This window comes from Nonomuraea rubra, assembly GCF_014207985.1.
Lineage (GTDB): Bacteria > Actinomycetota > Actinomycetes > Streptosporangiales > Streptosporangiaceae > Nonomuraea > Nonomuraea rubra.
In genome coordinates this window covers 4,380,100-4,393,416 of record NZ_JACHMI010000001.1, presented here as the reverse complement: position 1 = coordinate 4,393,416, position 13,317 = coordinate 4,380,100, and the positions used below count along the sequence as shown (strand labels likewise).

The window sequence follows — 13,317 nt, the reverse complement described above, 5'->3', positions numbered from 1 at the left end:
GCTCGCGTCACCGGGCGGCACCGCGCGGGCCGGCCGGCCGCCGGTCAGGCCAGTCGCTCGCCGATCTCCTTCAGCTCCGCGTTCTGCACCTGGATGATCTTCTCGGCCAGCTCCAGTGTGGGCCCGTGCTTGCCGGCCTTCCGCACGGTCTCGGCCATCATCACGCCGTGGTGCAGATGCTCCGACAACGCCTTCAGCCACGCCCGGTCGAACCCGTCCCCCTCGGGCAGGTCCGCTCCCATGGCGGTCACCGGTTTCACCGGGATCTTCTCGTTCCAGGACCGCAGCCACGACTCCATCATCGCGATGTCCGCCCGTTCCTCCGGGATGAGCTTCCCGGCGAGGTCGCGCACGTACGAGCTGCCCGCCCGCCCGGCCGCCGCCTCGGCGAGCTGGATCGTCTGCTGATGATGCGTGATCATCTCCTGGTTGAAGGCCACGTCCGCCTGCGCGTACGCCTTCTCCGTCTCCGCCGCCGCGGCACAGCCCGCCGCGAGCAGCAGGCCGAGCAGCGCCACGATTGCCGTCTTCCAACGCATGTGCTGAGGTACGCACGCCACCGCCCGGCGGTTCGATATCAGCCGTCCACCTCGTCGTGGACGGCGAGCCGCACCTCTTCCGCGACACCCTGGCCGCGACCTTGCTGGGCGGCCAGGCCGGAGAGCTCATCGGCTACCACCGCGCGCACGGCGACCACGTGGTGCTCTCCGGCACCCGCGCCCAGGTGACCGCCCGCGCCGCCTACACCGAGCGCCTGCTCGGCGACCGTTTCGAGCAGTACGTGGTGCTCGGCGCGGGGCTCGACACGTTCGCGCTCAGGCGCGCGCCGGGCGGGCCGCCCTCCCGGGTGATCGAGGTCGATCATCCCGCCACGCAGCGGTGGAAGCGCGACCTCATGACGGCGGCGGGGCTCGCCTCGCCGGACGGTCTGGTGTTCGCGCCGGTGGACTTCGAGTCGGGCGACCTGATGGCCGCCCTGCGCGCGGCCGGGCTCGACCCGGAGCGGCCGGCGCTGGTGAGCTGGCTGGGCGTGGCCATGTACCTGACCGAGGAGGCGATCGCCGCCACGCTCGCCGTCCTCGGCCGCCTGCCCCGGGGCAGCGAGCTGGTCATGGAGTACGCCCTGCCGCCCGGCCTGCGTGACGAGCGGGGCGCCGAGTACGCCTCGTTCGCGCTGGCCGCCGCCGCCGACCGCGGCGAGCCGTGGCCGTCGCCTCCCGCACCCCGTCGGCCGGACGCGTGCTTCACGGGGCCGGGCGACACGGGGGTGCCCTCCGCTACCACAACGCCACCGACTGCTACTCTCCGTTATGGATTGCCTACTTTTCGTATAGCGGGGAGCTCTTGTGAAGGTCGCGTGCGTAGGCGGCGGGCCCGCCAGCCTGTACTTCTCGATCCTGATGAAACGGGTGGACCCCGCCCACGACATCACCGTGTACGAACGCAACCCGGCCGGCTCCACGTACGGCTGGGGCGTGACGTACTGGGACGAGCTGTTCGGCTACCTGCACGACGTCGACCCGGAGTCGGCCCGCGAGATCAGCGCGAGCTCGGCCCGCTGGGACAGCTGGGTCGTGCACCTCCACGAGCGCGCCACGGTGACGGTGGGGCACGGCGACAAGGGGTTCGGCATCAGCCGGCGGCGGCTGCTCGCGATCCTCGCCGAGCGGGCCGAGTCCCTCGGCGTGCGCGTCGAGTACGAGCGCGAGATCGCCGGCGAGGAGGACGTGGCGGACGCCGACCTCGTCGTGGCCGGCGACGGCGTCAACAGCCGGCTGCGCGAGCGGCACGCCGAGCATTTCGGCACCGAGGTCATGGTCGGGCGCAACCCGTACATGTGGCTCGGCACCACCAAGGTGCTCGACTCCTTCACCTTCGCCTTCGTGGAGACGGAGCACGGCTGGATCTGGTGCTACGGCTACCCGTACAGCGAGGAGCACAGCACGTTCATCGTCGAGTGCGGCCCTGACACGTGGCGGGGGCTCGGGCTCGACACGGCGAACGAGGCGGACGGCCTGGCGCACCTCGAGAAGCTGTTCGCGGAGGTGCTGGACGGGCAGCCGCTGATCGGCCGCACGCAGGCCGACGGCGGCCCGCACTGGCTGCACTTCCGCACCCTGACCAACCGCACGTGGCACCGCGGCAACCTCGTCCTGCTCGGGGACTCCGCGCACACCACCCACTACTCGATCGGCGCCGGCACCGCCCTGGCGCTGGGCGACGCGGCCTTCCTGGTGGACGCGCTGCACGCGGACGCGGACCTGGAGACGGCCCTGGCCGGGTACGAGCGGGAGCGCATGACCGCGATCCGGCCCTCCCAGCGGGCGGCGCGGCGCAGCGCCCAGTGGTACGAGCACGTCCCGAGGTACGTCGACCGGCCGCCCCGGGAGATGATCGCGCTGCTGAACCAGCGGCATTCCGGGCTGCTCCCGCACGTGCCGCCACGCCTGTACTACTGGGCGGGCAGCACCGCCGCGGCGGTCTCCGGGCTCGGCGCACGCCTGTTCAGGCGCGGCTGACACCTCCGCCACGACGGCTCAACCGGGCGGGCGGCGCCCGCGCTCAGGCGGCGCCGGCTCGCCGGACCCGGGAGCCGGAGGACCATCCGCCGCTCGCGATGGCGGGCCGTCCGGCTCGGGCGGTGGCGGGCCGCCCGGTGGCGGTGCCGCGCTGTGGTGATCGGCCGCGGCGGCCTGCCCGGCCGGAACGGCCTGCACGAGATCCTGCCTGGCGACGAACGTGTCGATCAGCGACAGCAGCATGGCCACCACCGGCACGGCCAGCAACGCCCCCACCGCCCCGAACAGCGACGCCCCCAGGATCACGCCCGCGAACGCCACCCCCGGATGGATGTCCACCGACCTGCCGCTGATCCGCGGCTCCAGCGTCAGGTTCTCCACCTGCTGGTACAGCACGCCCCAGCCGAGCGCGACCAGCCCGATCCACGGCCGGGGCGACACGAGCCCGACCACCACGGGCAGCGCGATGGCGATGTAGGTGCCGATGGTGGGCACGAGCTGCGCCACCAGCCCCGTCCACAGCCCGAGCGCGAGCCACGACGGCATGCCGAGCACCAGGAACACCACGGTCGAGGCGGCGGCGTTGACGGTGGCCAGGATGAGTCTGGCCCACACGTACCCGCCGGTCTTGACCAGCGACACGTCCCAGACGGTGAGGAAGACGCGCTGGAGGTTGGCGGGCATGAGCCGGGCGAGCCACACGCGCAGCCGGGGCCCGTCGGCGGAGAGGTAGAAGATCAGCAGCAGCAGCGTGAACAGGTTCACGATGGCGCCGGTGAGGGTGCCGAGCAGGCCGAGCACGTTGCCGAGCACGTCCTGGGCGTACTGGGCGGCCTGCTGCGGGGTGAGGTTGAGCGAGGAGAGGATGTCGGCGATCTGGTAGTTGGTCCCGAACCGCTCGTTCACCCAGGCGACGGCGCCGGTGAGGATGTCGGGCAGCTCCCGCACCAGGACGGCGACCTGCTCCGCCAGCAGGCTCCCGAACAGGTACAGGAAGACCGCCGAGACGAGCAGGAACGCCACCATGACCAGCAGCGCCGCCGCGCCGCGGCGCATGTGCCGGGCCAGGCGGCCCACGGCGGGCTCCATGGCCAGGGAGATGAACCAGGCCATCACCACCACGACGATCAGCCCGCCCGCGTCGGCCAGCACGAAGCGCGCGAAGAGCACCACGGCTGCGACCGCGACGACGGCGAACGCCACCCGCCACACGTTCGCGGGCGAGAGCAGCACCCGCACGACTCGGGGCCCTTCCTGCTGCGTCATGTCCCCTCCCTGGGGCTCGCGGTCGCCGCGTCCTCCTCCGGATCGGCTGGCATGATCGGCGACAGGTACGTGGCCTGCGCAGCGTACGTGGTGAATGAGGTGGTTGCCCAGCTTCGGGGTCAGGCCGCGAGGAAGTCGTCGATCATCGAGGCGAGCCATTCCGCGCGGTGCACGAGCGTGACGTGCGTGGTGCCGGGCAGCACGGCCAGCCGCGCGTCCGGCAGCCCGGCCTGATCGCCGGCCACCCCGCCGCCCCGCAGGCGGAACGTCTCCACGGCGTGCTCGGGGCGGATGATGTCGGAGTCGCCGATGACCACCATCGTGGGCGCCTGGATCGAGCGCACCTCCTCGGCCGTGGGCTCGACGAGGTCGCGCATGAGGGCGCTCACCTTCTCGCACAGCGCGGGGAAGTCCTCGGGCCGGGGCGCGAGCCGGAGGTACTCGTCGTGGAACGGCGAGCCGTGCAGGTGCTCGGGCCGGATGCTCTCGAAGCCGTCGGCCAGGCCGGGGTGCAGGCCGTCCGGGGTGAAGGAGAACGAGGCGAGGACGAGCTTGCGGACCATATCCGGGCGCTGCTGCGCGACGTGGAAGGCGATGCTGGAGCCGAGGCTGTAGCCGAGGACGTCGGCCCGCCCGACGCCGAGGTGGTCGAGGAGCGCGGCCACGTCGCCGGCGAGGACCTGGGGCGACAGGGGCCGGTCGATGTCGGCCGTGCGGCCGTGCCCCTGGATCTCGACGCCGATCACCTGGCGGTTCTTGGCCAGGTACGGCAGCAGCCTGCCGAAGGAGGTGCCGATGGCGGAGAAGGAGCCGTGGATCAGGACCAGCGGGTCGCCGGTCCCGTGGATCTCGTAGTACATGTCCAGGCCGTTGACGGGGGCGTAACCGCTCGTGTGAGTCGTCATGCGTCCATGGTGCGAGAGCATGCTTACGCTCTTCTTCAGGTTCACTTCTGCCCGACACAGTAGAACGGAATCCTACGTTCCCTTACACTGCGGGTATGAGCAGCGCACCCATGAGCGGCCGCAAGGCGCAGGCCGCGCGCAATGACGAGTTGATCCTCCAGGCGGCGCGGGCGGTCTTCACCGCCGAGCCCGGCGCCCCCATCGCGGCCGTGGCCGAGAAGGCGGGCGTCGGGATCAGCGCGCTGTATCGCCGCTACCCCAGCAAGGAGGTGTTGCTGCAGAAGCTGTGCGGGGACGGGCTGCGCCTCTACATCGAGGTCAGCGAGCGGTCGCTGGCCGACGACGGGGATCCGTGGGAGGCGTTCGCCGGGTACCTGCGCGGCATCGTGGACGCCGACTCCAGCTCCCTGACGATCAAGCTGGCGGGCACGTTCACGCCGACGGAGGAGCTGGGCAGGCTCGCGGCCAGGGCCTCGGCCCTGGCCGTCGAGGTGCACGGCCGGGCGGTGGCGGCGGGCGTGCTGCGGCCGGACGTGACGGTGGCCGACATCGCGCTGCTGTTCGAGCAGCTCGCCTCGATCAAGCTGGGCGGCGAGGAACGCGCCTCCCAGCTCCGCCACCGCTACCTGACGCTCATGATGGACTCCCTGCGCATCCCCCCGGCCCACCGCGAGCTGCCCGGCCCCGCGCCCGAGGACGCGGAGCTCGGCGCCCGCTGGGTGCCGCGCGGCTAGTCCTCGCCGGTCTTCCAGTGGAACAGGTACGACATCAGGAAGCCGAGCAGCCCGGTCACCCCGGCCGACACGGTCATCGCCAGGCCGAGCGCCGACACCGCGCCGGAGACCAGGCCGGGGCTGCCGGCGGCGAGCCCGACGGCCTGGGCGAGCACGAGGGCGACGCCGAGCGCGAGGAACAGCACGAGGCCGATCTTGAACAGGACCAGGACGAGGTTCTTCATGACGGGGCTCCTCTCAGATCGGCAGCACGCCGGTGGCGACCAGCACGCCGATGACCAGGGTCGGGATGACGAACCAGGCGATCAGGCGGCCGAACGTCCTGGCCGGGTCCACCTGGGCGATGCCGCTGGCGATGTAGATCGGGGCCGCTCCCGGCGGGGACGCCCCCTCGGTCGAGGCGAAGATCATGATGGCGGTGGCCGCGGCGGCCGGGGCGATCCCGGCCGCGGTCAGGGCGCTGAAGGCCACCCCGCCGACGGCGGCGATCGTGGCGGTGCCGGTCAGCGGCGCGGCGATGACGACGAGCAGCAGGCCGACGAGGGTGGCGATGACCACCGCGGGCGCGTCCAGCCCCTGGAGGATCGCGGTGAGCTGGTCCACCAGGCCCAGCTCGCCCAGGCTGGCCGCGGCGGCGAAGGCGAAGAACAGCGTGGCGCCGATGACGGCGTACCTGGGGGCCATCTCGCCGAGCAGCTCGCTCCAGGCGCGGCCGGTGCGCGGCAGCCGCTTCCACGCCACCGCGAACGTGGCCAGCACGGTCAGCACCGGGATCCACACGATGATGCTGATGTCGTCGGCCGCCTCGCCGACCCGCGACTCCATCAGCGCCACGCCGAAGTCCAGGGTCATCAGCACCGGGACGAGGATGCCCGCGTACACCAGCAGCGACGTCCACCCAGCGCGCAGCGCCGCCCGCAGCGGCACGAGGTCGGCCGCGTCGGTGGCGGCGATGCCGTGCCTGCGCACCCACAGGAACACCACCACGAACCGGTAGGCCACCGTCCACAACCCGCCCACGAGGGCGGGCACGAAGAGCTGGTCGGCGATCAGCACGGGCGCCACGGCGGCCGAGCCGAGCAGCAGGAACATCGACGAGCTCGGCGGGATCGAGATGCCCAGCCCGGCATTGCCCGCCACCAGCGAGGCGGCCAGGTCGGGCCGCCAGTTCGAGCGGATCATCCAGGGGATGGTGACGGAGCCGACGGACGCGGAGATGCCGGAGCCCGACCCGGAGGGGCCGCCCAGCAGCGCGGAGGCGGAGGTCGAGACGTATCCCGCGCCGCCGCGCAGCCTGCCGAAGATCGAGTTCAGTACGGTAACCTGCTCCTGGATGAGGCCCAGCCTGGTGAGCAGGTAACCCATGAAGACGAAGGCCAGGGCGGCGAAGACGACCTCCTCGGCCATGGCGTCGGCGATGCCCGCCCACGCCAGGTCGAGGAAGCTCGTGCCGCCGAAGAGGCACACGCCCGCGAAACCGATGAGCATCGCTTCACCGATGTTGCGTTTCAGCACGCCGTTCCAGACGACGATGATGGCGATGTAGGCGATGAGCGCCCATACGGCGATTCCCATGGCGAATGACCTCCAATGGGGGGTTGTGCTGGGGGTGAACGGCCCTCGGCCGATGGTCAGACGCCGGCTCCCGGCGGGGACGAGGGCGGGGACTGCGGCGGGGACTGCGGCGGGGACTGCGGCGGGGACTGTGGCGGGGACTGTGGCGGGGTCGGGGGCGGGGACTGTGGCGGGGGCGGGTCGGCGAGGCGGCGGGCCAGGTCCACGGTGCGGCGGGCCCTGACGACGATCGGGGCGTCCACGAACCGGCCGTCGGGCAGCGCCACCGCGCCGATGCCCGCCTGCTCGGCCCGTTCCGCCGCGGCGACGATCTCGGCGGCCCTGGCGGCCTCCTCCTCCGTCGGCCGGAACGCCCGCCTGATCACGGGGATCTGGCGCGGGTGGATGGCGGTCCTGCCGAACAGCCCGAGCGCGCGGCCCGCCCGGCAGGAGGCGAGCAGCCCGGCCTCGTCCTTGACGTCCGGGTAGACGGACATGGGCACCGGTGGCAGCCCGGCCGCGGCGGCGGCGAGGACGACCTGGAGCCTGAGGTGGTTCAGCGCCTGCTCGCCGGTGATGGCCAGCTCGGCGGCCAGGTCCTGCTCGCCGAGCGCCACCCCGGCCACGCGCGGGTGCGCGGCGATCTCCCTGGCCGCGACGATCCCGGCCGCCGACTCCAGCAGCGCGTACGCGGGCGCGCCGGTGAGCGTGTCGAGCACGGCCGCCGACTCGACCTTCGGCAGCCGTACGGCGTCGGCGAGCTGCCCGACGGCGGCCAGGTCGTCGCGCCCGCGGGCCGTGGCGGGGTCGTTGACCCGCACGTGCACCTCGACGCCGCCGCTGTTGCGCCGGTCGCGCAGGTAGGTGACCGCGTTCTGCCGGGCCTCGTCCTTCTTCACGGGCGCGACGGCGTCCTCCAGGTCGATGATGACCACGTCGGCACCCGACTCCACGGCCTTGCCGAACCGCTCGGGCCGGTCGCCGGGCACGTACAGCCAGGTCACGGGGAGCAGCGGGCTCACGCGATCACCCCGTCCTCGCGCAGGGCGGCGATCCGCTCGGCGGGGTAGTCCAGCTCGCCGAGCACCTCGTCGGTGTCCTGGCCAAGGGTTCGCCCCGGCCATCGGATCTCGCCGGGCGTCTCGGACATGCGGAACATGACGTTCTGCATGGTGAGCGTGCCGAACTCCGCGTCGGGCACCTCCACGAACGTGTTCAGCGCCGCGTACTGCGGGTCCTCGGCCAGGTCGGTGACGTCGTAGATGGGCGCGACCGCGGCCTGCACCTCCTCGAACCTGGCGATGACCTCGGCGGCGTCCCGCTCGGCGATCCAGGAGGCGACGGCCTCGTCCAGCTCGTCCACGTGCTGCACCCGGCCGTGCCCGCTGGCGAACCACGGCTGCTCGACCAGGTCGGGCCGCCCGACGAGGGTGACCACGCGCTCGGCGATGGGCTGCGCGCTGGTGGAGATGGCCAGCCAGCGGCCGTCGCGGGTGCGGTAGGTGTTGCGCGGCGCGTTGCTGCTGGAGCGGTTGCCGGTGCGCTGCTGGACGAGGCCGAGCGCCTTGTAGATGCTCATCTGCGGCCCGAGCAGGCCGAGGATCGGCTCGATGATGGCCAGGTCGATGACCTGCCCGCGACCGGTCCGCTCGCGGGCGTGCAGGGCGACCATGATCGCGTACGACATGGCCAGGCCCGCGATGCCGTCGGCCAGGGCCAGCGGCGGCAGCGTCGGCGGCCCGTCGGGCTCCCCCGTCATGGCCGCGAAGCCGCTCATGGCCTCCGCCAGCGTGCCGAACCCCGGCCGGTTGGCCATCGGCCCGAACTGCCCGAACCCGGTCATCCGCGCCACGATGAGCCGCGGGTTGAGCTCCAGGAGGTCCTGCGGGTCGAGGTTCCAGCGTTCGAGGGTGCCGGGGCGGAAGTTCTCGATCAGCACGTCGGACCGTTCGGCCAGGCGGCGCAGGATCTCCTGCCCCTCGGCCCGCGACAGGTCCACGGCCGCGGCGCGCTTGTTGCGGGCCAGCGTCTTCCACCACAGGCCGGCGGCACCGTGCCCGCGCGAGGGGTCGCCCCGGCGGGGGTGCTCGATCTTGATCACGTCGGCGCCGAAGTCGCCCAGCATCATGGCGGCGGAGGGACCGGCGAACAGCGTCGCCGCGTCGATGATCCTCAGGTCGTCGAGGCTCGTCATGGATATGTAACTTATAAGAAATATGTCATAGGTCAAGAACGTGCCCGTTCTGCGAGACACTTGAGGACATGTCAGCCACCGAGCCCCGGCCGCCCATGAGCAAGGCCGAGTACGTCTACAGCGTGCTCCTGGAGGAGATCCGCACCGGCCGGATCCCCGGGGGCACGGCCTTGCGGGCCGGGGAGGTGGCCAAGCGCCTCGGGGTGTCCGTCACGCCCGTGCGCGAGGCGCTGCGCAGGCTGGAGAAGGACCGGCTGATCAGCTACGAGGCCCATCACGGCGCGACCGTGGTGGACCTGGGCGACGAGGCGCTGGCCGAGTACTACGGGGTGCGCGCCGTCGTCGAAGGGCTGGGAGCGCGGCTGGCGGCGGCCAGGATCACGGCGGAGGAGCTGGCCGGGCTGCGCGAGCTGCACGCCTCGATGGCCGAGGACGCCGCGCGGGGCAGACACGACCGGCTCGGCGAGCAGAGCAGGCGCTTCCACCTGCGCATCGTCGACATCGGCGGCCCCGCCTTCCTGGGCGCGCACGCCAGGTCGGTGCGCAACAGCTTCCCCGTGCCCGCCGAGGCGTCACTGTGGCTGGACGAGACGCAGGTCAAGGCGCAGCTGGAAGCGCACGAAGGCATCCTGGCGGCCCTGGAGTCGGGCGACGCGGAGACGGCCGAACGCATCATGATCGACCACGTGCGCCGCGCCGGCGAGTTCCGCCAGCACCACTGACGACGAGCTCAGCCCGGCAGCGTGGCGCGGACCTCGTCCAGCACGTCGGGGGTGGACTCCACGGGCAGCGCCGACAGCGACAGCCGCGCGAACGCCTGCTGGTGCTCCTCGACCCGCCGCCGGTCCTCGATGACGACCGGGGCGTGCAGCAGGTGCAGCACCAGCGCGTCGGGCCGGTCCTGCTCGGGGAAGCGCAGCAGCGTGAACGGCGGCCCCTGGTAGAGGTACCCGCTCTCGCTGACGGGCCGGGCGACCTGCACGGCCAGGTGCGGCTGCCTGGCGGCCTTGGTGAGCGCGTCGAGCTGGGCGAGCCGGTCCTCGGCCCGGCTCAGCGGCGGGTCGGTCAGCGCCGCCCGGTCGAGCACCGCCCACAGGTGCGGCCCCTGGTGCCGGTCGAGCACCCGCTGCCGGATCGCGACCAGCTCCGCCGCGCCGGCCGCCCGCTCGTAGGTGGCTCCGGCGGGCAGCCCGGCCAGCGCGGCGGACAGCGCGTACGCCGGCGCCTGCAGCAGCGCGGGCACCTGCATCGGGCAGTACGTGTAGATGATCTGCGCCTGATCCTCCATCTCCAGGAACGCCGACAGCGCCAGCGGCACCCCGGGGGCGTCGTACCAGCCGGGCACCCGCTCCTCCCGCAGCAGCGACAGCAGCCGCGGCGTGTGCTCGCCGTGGCCGTACAGCTCCAGCAGGGTGCGTACGGTGGCCTCGCGCGGCGCCACCAGCCCGTGCTCGATCCGGAAGATCGTGGAGGTGTTGAGCCCCGCGGCGTCCGCCGCGGCCTTCATCGACAGCCGGGCCGCCGCGCGCAACGAGCAGAGCCGGGCCGCGACAACGCTTAACTGCATACGTCTGTCACAACCATCGATGACAAATATCAGCCTTTACACCTGGTCTATTGAAACCGAGTGACGGGTGTTGCACGATGGCCACTCTAGTGGTCAGACACGTCATGCATACGCCAATCGGAAAGGCAGAGAAACTGTGGCGGACGCGTGGATACTCCATCCCGACTACCGGACTCCTCCGGCCCCCACAGACCTCGGCCTCGCCCCCGGACCGTGGCGGCATCCTGACGGCGGCCAGATCATGAACGGCACCTACGAGCGCCCCCTGCCCAAGCGCCGGGTCGAGGTGGTGACCGTCTGGTACGGCTACCCGCTGAGCCACTGGCGCGGCCCGCGCATGCCGCGGTTCAGCAGCCCGATGGTGTCGGCCTGGAACCCGGTGCTGGCGCAGGGCCTGTCCGTCGATCCGCACGCCCCGGCACCCTACCGCGACGAGCTGTGGTGCGACCGGTGGATCGCCGAGGCGCTGCTGTACGCGCGCAAGCCGTACGGGGCGTTCACGCTGCCCGCCGGCGAGGCGATGCGCTGGTTCGCCAAGGCCGGCGGCACGAACCTGGTCTACCGCGCCCGGCTGGAGGCCGAGGCGGACGGCGAGCTGGTGCGGGTGGTGGCCGGCACGTCGGAGCGGTACGCGCAGCTCTTCGACCTCGACGCGCTGATCGCCGACTACCGCGAGGCGCTGCCGAAGGAGCTGGCAGAACGGGAGGCGCAGGCGCTGGACGCCCACCGGTCCAGCTCCCCCGCGCTGAACTACGTGCTCACGGAGGACGCCGAGCCGCTGTTCGCGCAGGCCGCCCTGTCGGTGCGCGGCCTCACGCTCGGCTACCCGCCACGGGAGACGGCCGCCCGCATCCTCGCGGAAGCGGCCCAGTGACCCGGCCGGGGATCAAGGGCATCCTGTTCGACCTCGACGGCACCCTGTTCGACCATCGCGGCGCCGCCGACGCCGGCATCACGGCGTGGGTGGCGGGGCGGTTCCCCGGCCATCCGCGCCTGGAGGAGGCGGCGGCGGTCTGGGCGGCGCTGGAGGGGCCGTACCTGGCGATGTGGCAGGCGGGGCGGTGCTCGGTGGAGGAGCAGCGGCGGCTGCGGCTGGCCGCGCTCTGCGCCGAGCTGGCCGTGCCCGTGCCCGGCGACCTGGACGAGGCGTACGCGGGCTTCGCCGAGCTGTACCGGCGGCACTGGGCGGCGTTCCCCGACGTGGCCGGGGCGCTGGCGGGGCTGGGCGGGTACGCGCTCGGGGTGCTGACCAACGGCACGCTGCCGATGCAGGAGGAGAAGGTCCGCACGATCGGGCTGGCGGGGCTGGTCGGGCCGGTGCTGACGGGCGAGGTCCTGGGCGGGCACTTCAAGCCCGCCCCCGCCTGCTACACCGGGGCCGCCGCGGCGCTGGGGCTGGCGCCGGAGGAGGTGCTGCTGGTGGGCGACGACGTGGAGAACGACGTGACGGGCCCCGCGGTGACCGGGATGCGCTCGGTCTGGCTGGACCGGCTCGCGGCCGGCCCGCCGCCCGGCGGGTTCCCCCGCATCACGTCCCTGTCGGAGCTGCCGCGGCTCGTCGCGCGCTGAACGGAGCACGGGGTACCCGGCGGCGCTGACGCGGTCATCACGGACCACGGCATGCCCGGACCGCGCTGACGCGGCCATCGGCATACCCGGACGGCGCTGACGCGGTTATCTTCGGTACAGCGGTCCCGCACCCGGAGGTGCCCGATGGTGGTGATCGTCGCAGCCGTGCTCGCCCTCGGCCTGGTGGCCGTCGTGGCACTCGTCCTGGTGGAGTGCCTGCTGCGGTGGCGGCTCCGGCACGGCACGGCGGACGAGCTCAGGAGCGCGTGCGAGCTGGCCGTGTTCGTCAAGGGCCGCCACTCGCTCGCACACACGGCGATCACCGCGCTGGTCAGGCGGAACGCCGTCCGCGAATCCCGCTCGGGCCTGTGCACCGCGGTCGCCGGCGCCTCCGCCGAGGAGCCTGCCGAACGCCTGGTGCTGGACTTCCTGGCCGCGCGGGCGGGCCGCGCCACCCGCGGGGAGATCGCGGTCGCGCCCGGCTGGCCGCCGCTGGAGTCCCGGATGCGGGCCGAGCTCGTACGGCGCGGGCTGCTGCGTCCCGGCTGGATGTCGTGGACGCTCATCCTGTCGGGGCTGACCGTGATCCCGGTGCTGTGCACGAACATCTCCACCTTCCTGCTCGCGATCGACACCGCCGGCGATCTGCTGACGGGAGAGCCGGTGTGGCCCCGGCTCGGGCAGTGGTGGCCGGCGCTGCTCGCGCCGCCGCTCACCGTGGCGTTCCTGATGGTCATCGAGTGGATGAGGACGCCCGCCGATGACAGGACGCTGCTGGGCGAGGCGGTCCACCAGCAGGTGCTGGCCGCGCACCCCGACCATGACGGCAGCCTGGAGTCGTACGTGATCCGGGGCGAGCGCCCGCCCGAGACCGTGCCCGCCCCCGCACCCGAACGCGGCAGGGCGGACGACGACGGGGACGACGACGGGGACGGCGACGCGGGCGGGGACGGCGGGTGCGGCTGCGGCGGCGGAGATGCCTGAGACACCCGCGCACGACACGTTTGTC

14 protein-coding genes and 1 pseudogene are annotated in these 13,317 nt (G+C 72.8%); 7 read left to right on the top strand and 8 right to left on the bottom strand.

All coding sequences use genetic code 11. The features are described 5' to 3' along the window. Positions 1-44: 44 nt before the first annotated feature. Positions 45-539 carry a DUF305 domain-containing protein gene (locus HD593_RS20045; RefSeq protein ID WP_185103597.1) on the bottom strand — a complete coding sequence of 165 codons (495 nt, stop codon included), beginning with the start codon at positions 537-539 and terminating at the stop codon, positions 45-47. 56 nt (positions 540-595) lie between these two features. Here HD593_RS20045 and HD593_RS61520 point away from each other — a divergent pair. Further along, positions 596-1,084 (top strand): annotated as a pseudogene (locus HD593_RS61520) (class I SAM-dependent methyltransferase); the annotation flags it as partial. A 262-nt stretch (positions 1,085-1,346) separates the two neighbouring features. Continuing rightward, on the top strand, positions 1,347-2,519 hold the full coding sequence (locus HD593_RS20035; RefSeq protein WP_185103596.1) for an FAD-dependent monooxygenase: 1,173 nt from the start codon (positions 1,347-1,349) through the stop codon (positions 2,517-2,519). Positions 2,520-2,537: 18 nt separating this feature from the next. Here the strand turns inward: HD593_RS20035 and HD593_RS20030 are convergent, their stop codons facing one another. Together HD593_RS20030 and HD593_RS20025 are read right to left on the bottom strand one after the other, a co-directional pair. Beyond that, the gene (locus tag HD593_RS20030; protein ID WP_221524842.1) at positions 2,538-3,785 is read right to left on the bottom strand and encodes an AI-2E family transporter; all 1,248 of its coding nucleotides are present in this window, start codon (positions 3,783-3,785) and stop codon (positions 2,538-2,540) included. A gap of 119 nt (positions 3,786-3,904) precedes the next feature. Beyond that, positions 3,905-4,690 carry an alpha/beta fold hydrolase gene (locus HD593_RS20025; RefSeq protein WP_185103594.1) on the bottom strand — a complete coding sequence of 262 codons (786 nt, stop codon included), beginning with the start codon at positions 4,688-4,690 and terminating at the stop codon, positions 3,905-3,907. Positions 4,691-4,785: 95 nt separating this feature from the next. Here HD593_RS20025 and HD593_RS20020 point away from each other — a divergent pair, with 95 nt between their 5' ends. Then, on the top strand, positions 4,786-5,424 hold the full coding sequence (locus tag HD593_RS20020; RefSeq protein WP_246546658.1) for a TetR/AcrR family transcriptional regulator: 639 nt from the start codon (positions 4,786-4,788) through the stop codon (positions 5,422-5,424). Here the strand turns inward: HD593_RS20020 and HD593_RS20015 are convergent. From HD593_RS20015 to HD593_RS20000, 4 genes are read right to left on the bottom strand one after another with little or no spacing between them, the layout of a single operon-like run. Further along, positions 5,421-5,648 (bottom strand): hypothetical protein, encoded by a 228-nt coding sequence (locus HD593_RS20015; protein ID WP_185103593.1) that lies wholly within the window; start codon positions 5,646-5,648, stop codon positions 5,421-5,423. The genes HD593_RS20020 and HD593_RS20015 overlap by 4 nt on opposite strands. A gap of 13 nt (positions 5,649-5,661) precedes the next feature. Beyond that, a complete protein-coding gene (locus HD593_RS20010; RefSeq protein WP_185103592.1) occupies positions 5,662-6,999 on the bottom strand; it encodes a TRAP transporter large permease subunit in 1,338 nt (445 codons plus the stop codon). 56 nt (positions 7,000-7,055) lie between these two features. Next, entirely contained in the window at positions 7,056-8,000 is a 945-nt protein-coding gene (locus HD593_RS20005; RefSeq protein ID WP_312903559.1) for an HpcH/HpaI aldolase/citrate lyase family protein, read from the bottom strand. Then, complete coding sequence (locus tag HD593_RS20000; protein ID WP_185103589.1) at positions 7,997-9,172, bottom strand: CaiB/BaiF CoA transferase family protein; 1,176 nt, start codon at positions 9,170-9,172, stop codon at positions 7,997-7,999. Before HD593_RS20000 ends, HD593_RS20005 begins: the two co-directional genes overlap by 4 nt. Positions 9,173-9,240: 68 nt before the next feature. Between HD593_RS20000 and HD593_RS19995 the strand changes: the two genes are divergently transcribed. Then, positions 9,241-9,894, top strand: a complete 654-nt coding sequence (locus HD593_RS19995; RefSeq protein ID WP_246546657.1) for a GntR family transcriptional regulator — start codon at positions 9,241-9,243, stop codon at positions 9,892-9,894. An 8-nt stretch (positions 9,895-9,902) separates the two neighbouring features. Here the strand turns inward: HD593_RS19995 and HD593_RS19990 are convergent, their stop codons facing one another. Then, positions 9,903-10,739, bottom strand: a complete 837-nt coding sequence (locus HD593_RS19990) for a helix-turn-helix domain-containing protein (protein WP_185103588.1) — start codon at positions 10,737-10,739, stop codon at positions 9,903-9,905. A gap of 136 nt (positions 10,740-10,875) precedes the next feature. Between HD593_RS19990 and HD593_RS19985 the strand changes: the two genes are divergently transcribed. The 3 genes from HD593_RS19985 to HD593_RS19975 all read left to right on the top strand — a co-directional run bounded on the left by HD593_RS19985 (position 10,876) and on the right by HD593_RS19975 (position 13,292). Beyond that, positions 10,876-11,613, top strand: coding sequence for a hypothetical protein (locus HD593_RS19985; RefSeq protein WP_185103587.1), 738 nt, complete (start codon positions 10,876-10,878; stop codon positions 11,611-11,613). Beyond that, positions 11,610-12,308, top strand: a complete 699-nt coding sequence (locus HD593_RS19980) for an HAD family hydrolase (RefSeq protein WP_185103585.1) — start codon at positions 11,610-11,612, stop codon at positions 12,306-12,308. Before HD593_RS19985 ends, HD593_RS19980 begins: the two co-directional genes overlap by 4 nt. A 144-nt stretch (positions 12,309-12,452) precedes the next feature. Continuing rightward, positions 12,453-13,292 (top strand): TIGR04222 domain-containing membrane protein, encoded by an 840-nt coding sequence (locus HD593_RS19975; protein WP_185103584.1) that lies wholly within the window; start codon positions 12,453-12,455, stop codon positions 13,290-13,292. Positions 13,293-13,317: the final 25 nt, after the last annotated feature.

What these genes read in the sequence shown, in the direction of transcription:
- HD593_RS20045 (WP_185103597.1), bottom strand. Translation starts at nt 539, where the DNA reads ATGCGTTGGAAGACGGCAATCGTGGCGCTGCTCGGCCTGCTGCTCGCG.
- HD593_RS20030 (WP_221524842.1), bottom strand. Translation starts at nt 3,785, where the DNA reads ATGACGCAGCAGGAAGGGCCCCGAGTCGTGCGGGTGCTGCTCTCGCCC.
- HD593_RS20025 (WP_185103594.1), bottom strand. Translation starts at nt 4,690, where the DNA reads ATGACGACTCACACGAGCGGTTACGCCCCCGTCAACGGCCTGGACATG.
- HD593_RS20020 (WP_246546658.1), top strand. Translation starts at nt 4,786, where the DNA reads ATGAGCAGCGCACCCATGAGCGGCCGCAAGGCGCAGGCCGCGCGCAAT.
- HD593_RS20015 (WP_185103593.1), bottom strand. Translation starts at nt 5,648, where the DNA reads ATGAAGAACCTCGTCCTGGTCCTGTTCAAGATCGGCCTCGTGCTGTTC.
- HD593_RS20010 (WP_185103592.1), bottom strand. Translation starts at nt 6,999, where the DNA reads ATGGGAATCGCCGTATGGGCGCTCATCGCCTACATCGCCATCATCGTC.
- HD593_RS20000 (WP_185103589.1), bottom strand. Translation starts at nt 9,172, where the DNA reads ATGACGAGCCTCGACGACCTGAGGATCATCGACGCGGCGACGCTGTTC.
- HD593_RS19995 (WP_246546657.1), top strand. Translation starts at nt 9,241, where the DNA reads ATGTCAGCCACCGAGCCCCGGCCGCCCATGAGCAAGGCCGAGTACGTC.
- HD593_RS19990 (WP_185103588.1), bottom strand. Translation starts at nt 10,739, where the DNA reads ATGCAGTTAAGCGTTGTCGCGGCCCGGCTCTGCTCGTTGCGCGCGGCG.
- HD593_RS19975 (WP_185103584.1), top strand. Translation starts at nt 12,453, where the DNA reads ATGGTGGTGATCGTCGCAGCCGTGCTCGCCCTCGGCCTGGTGGCCGTC.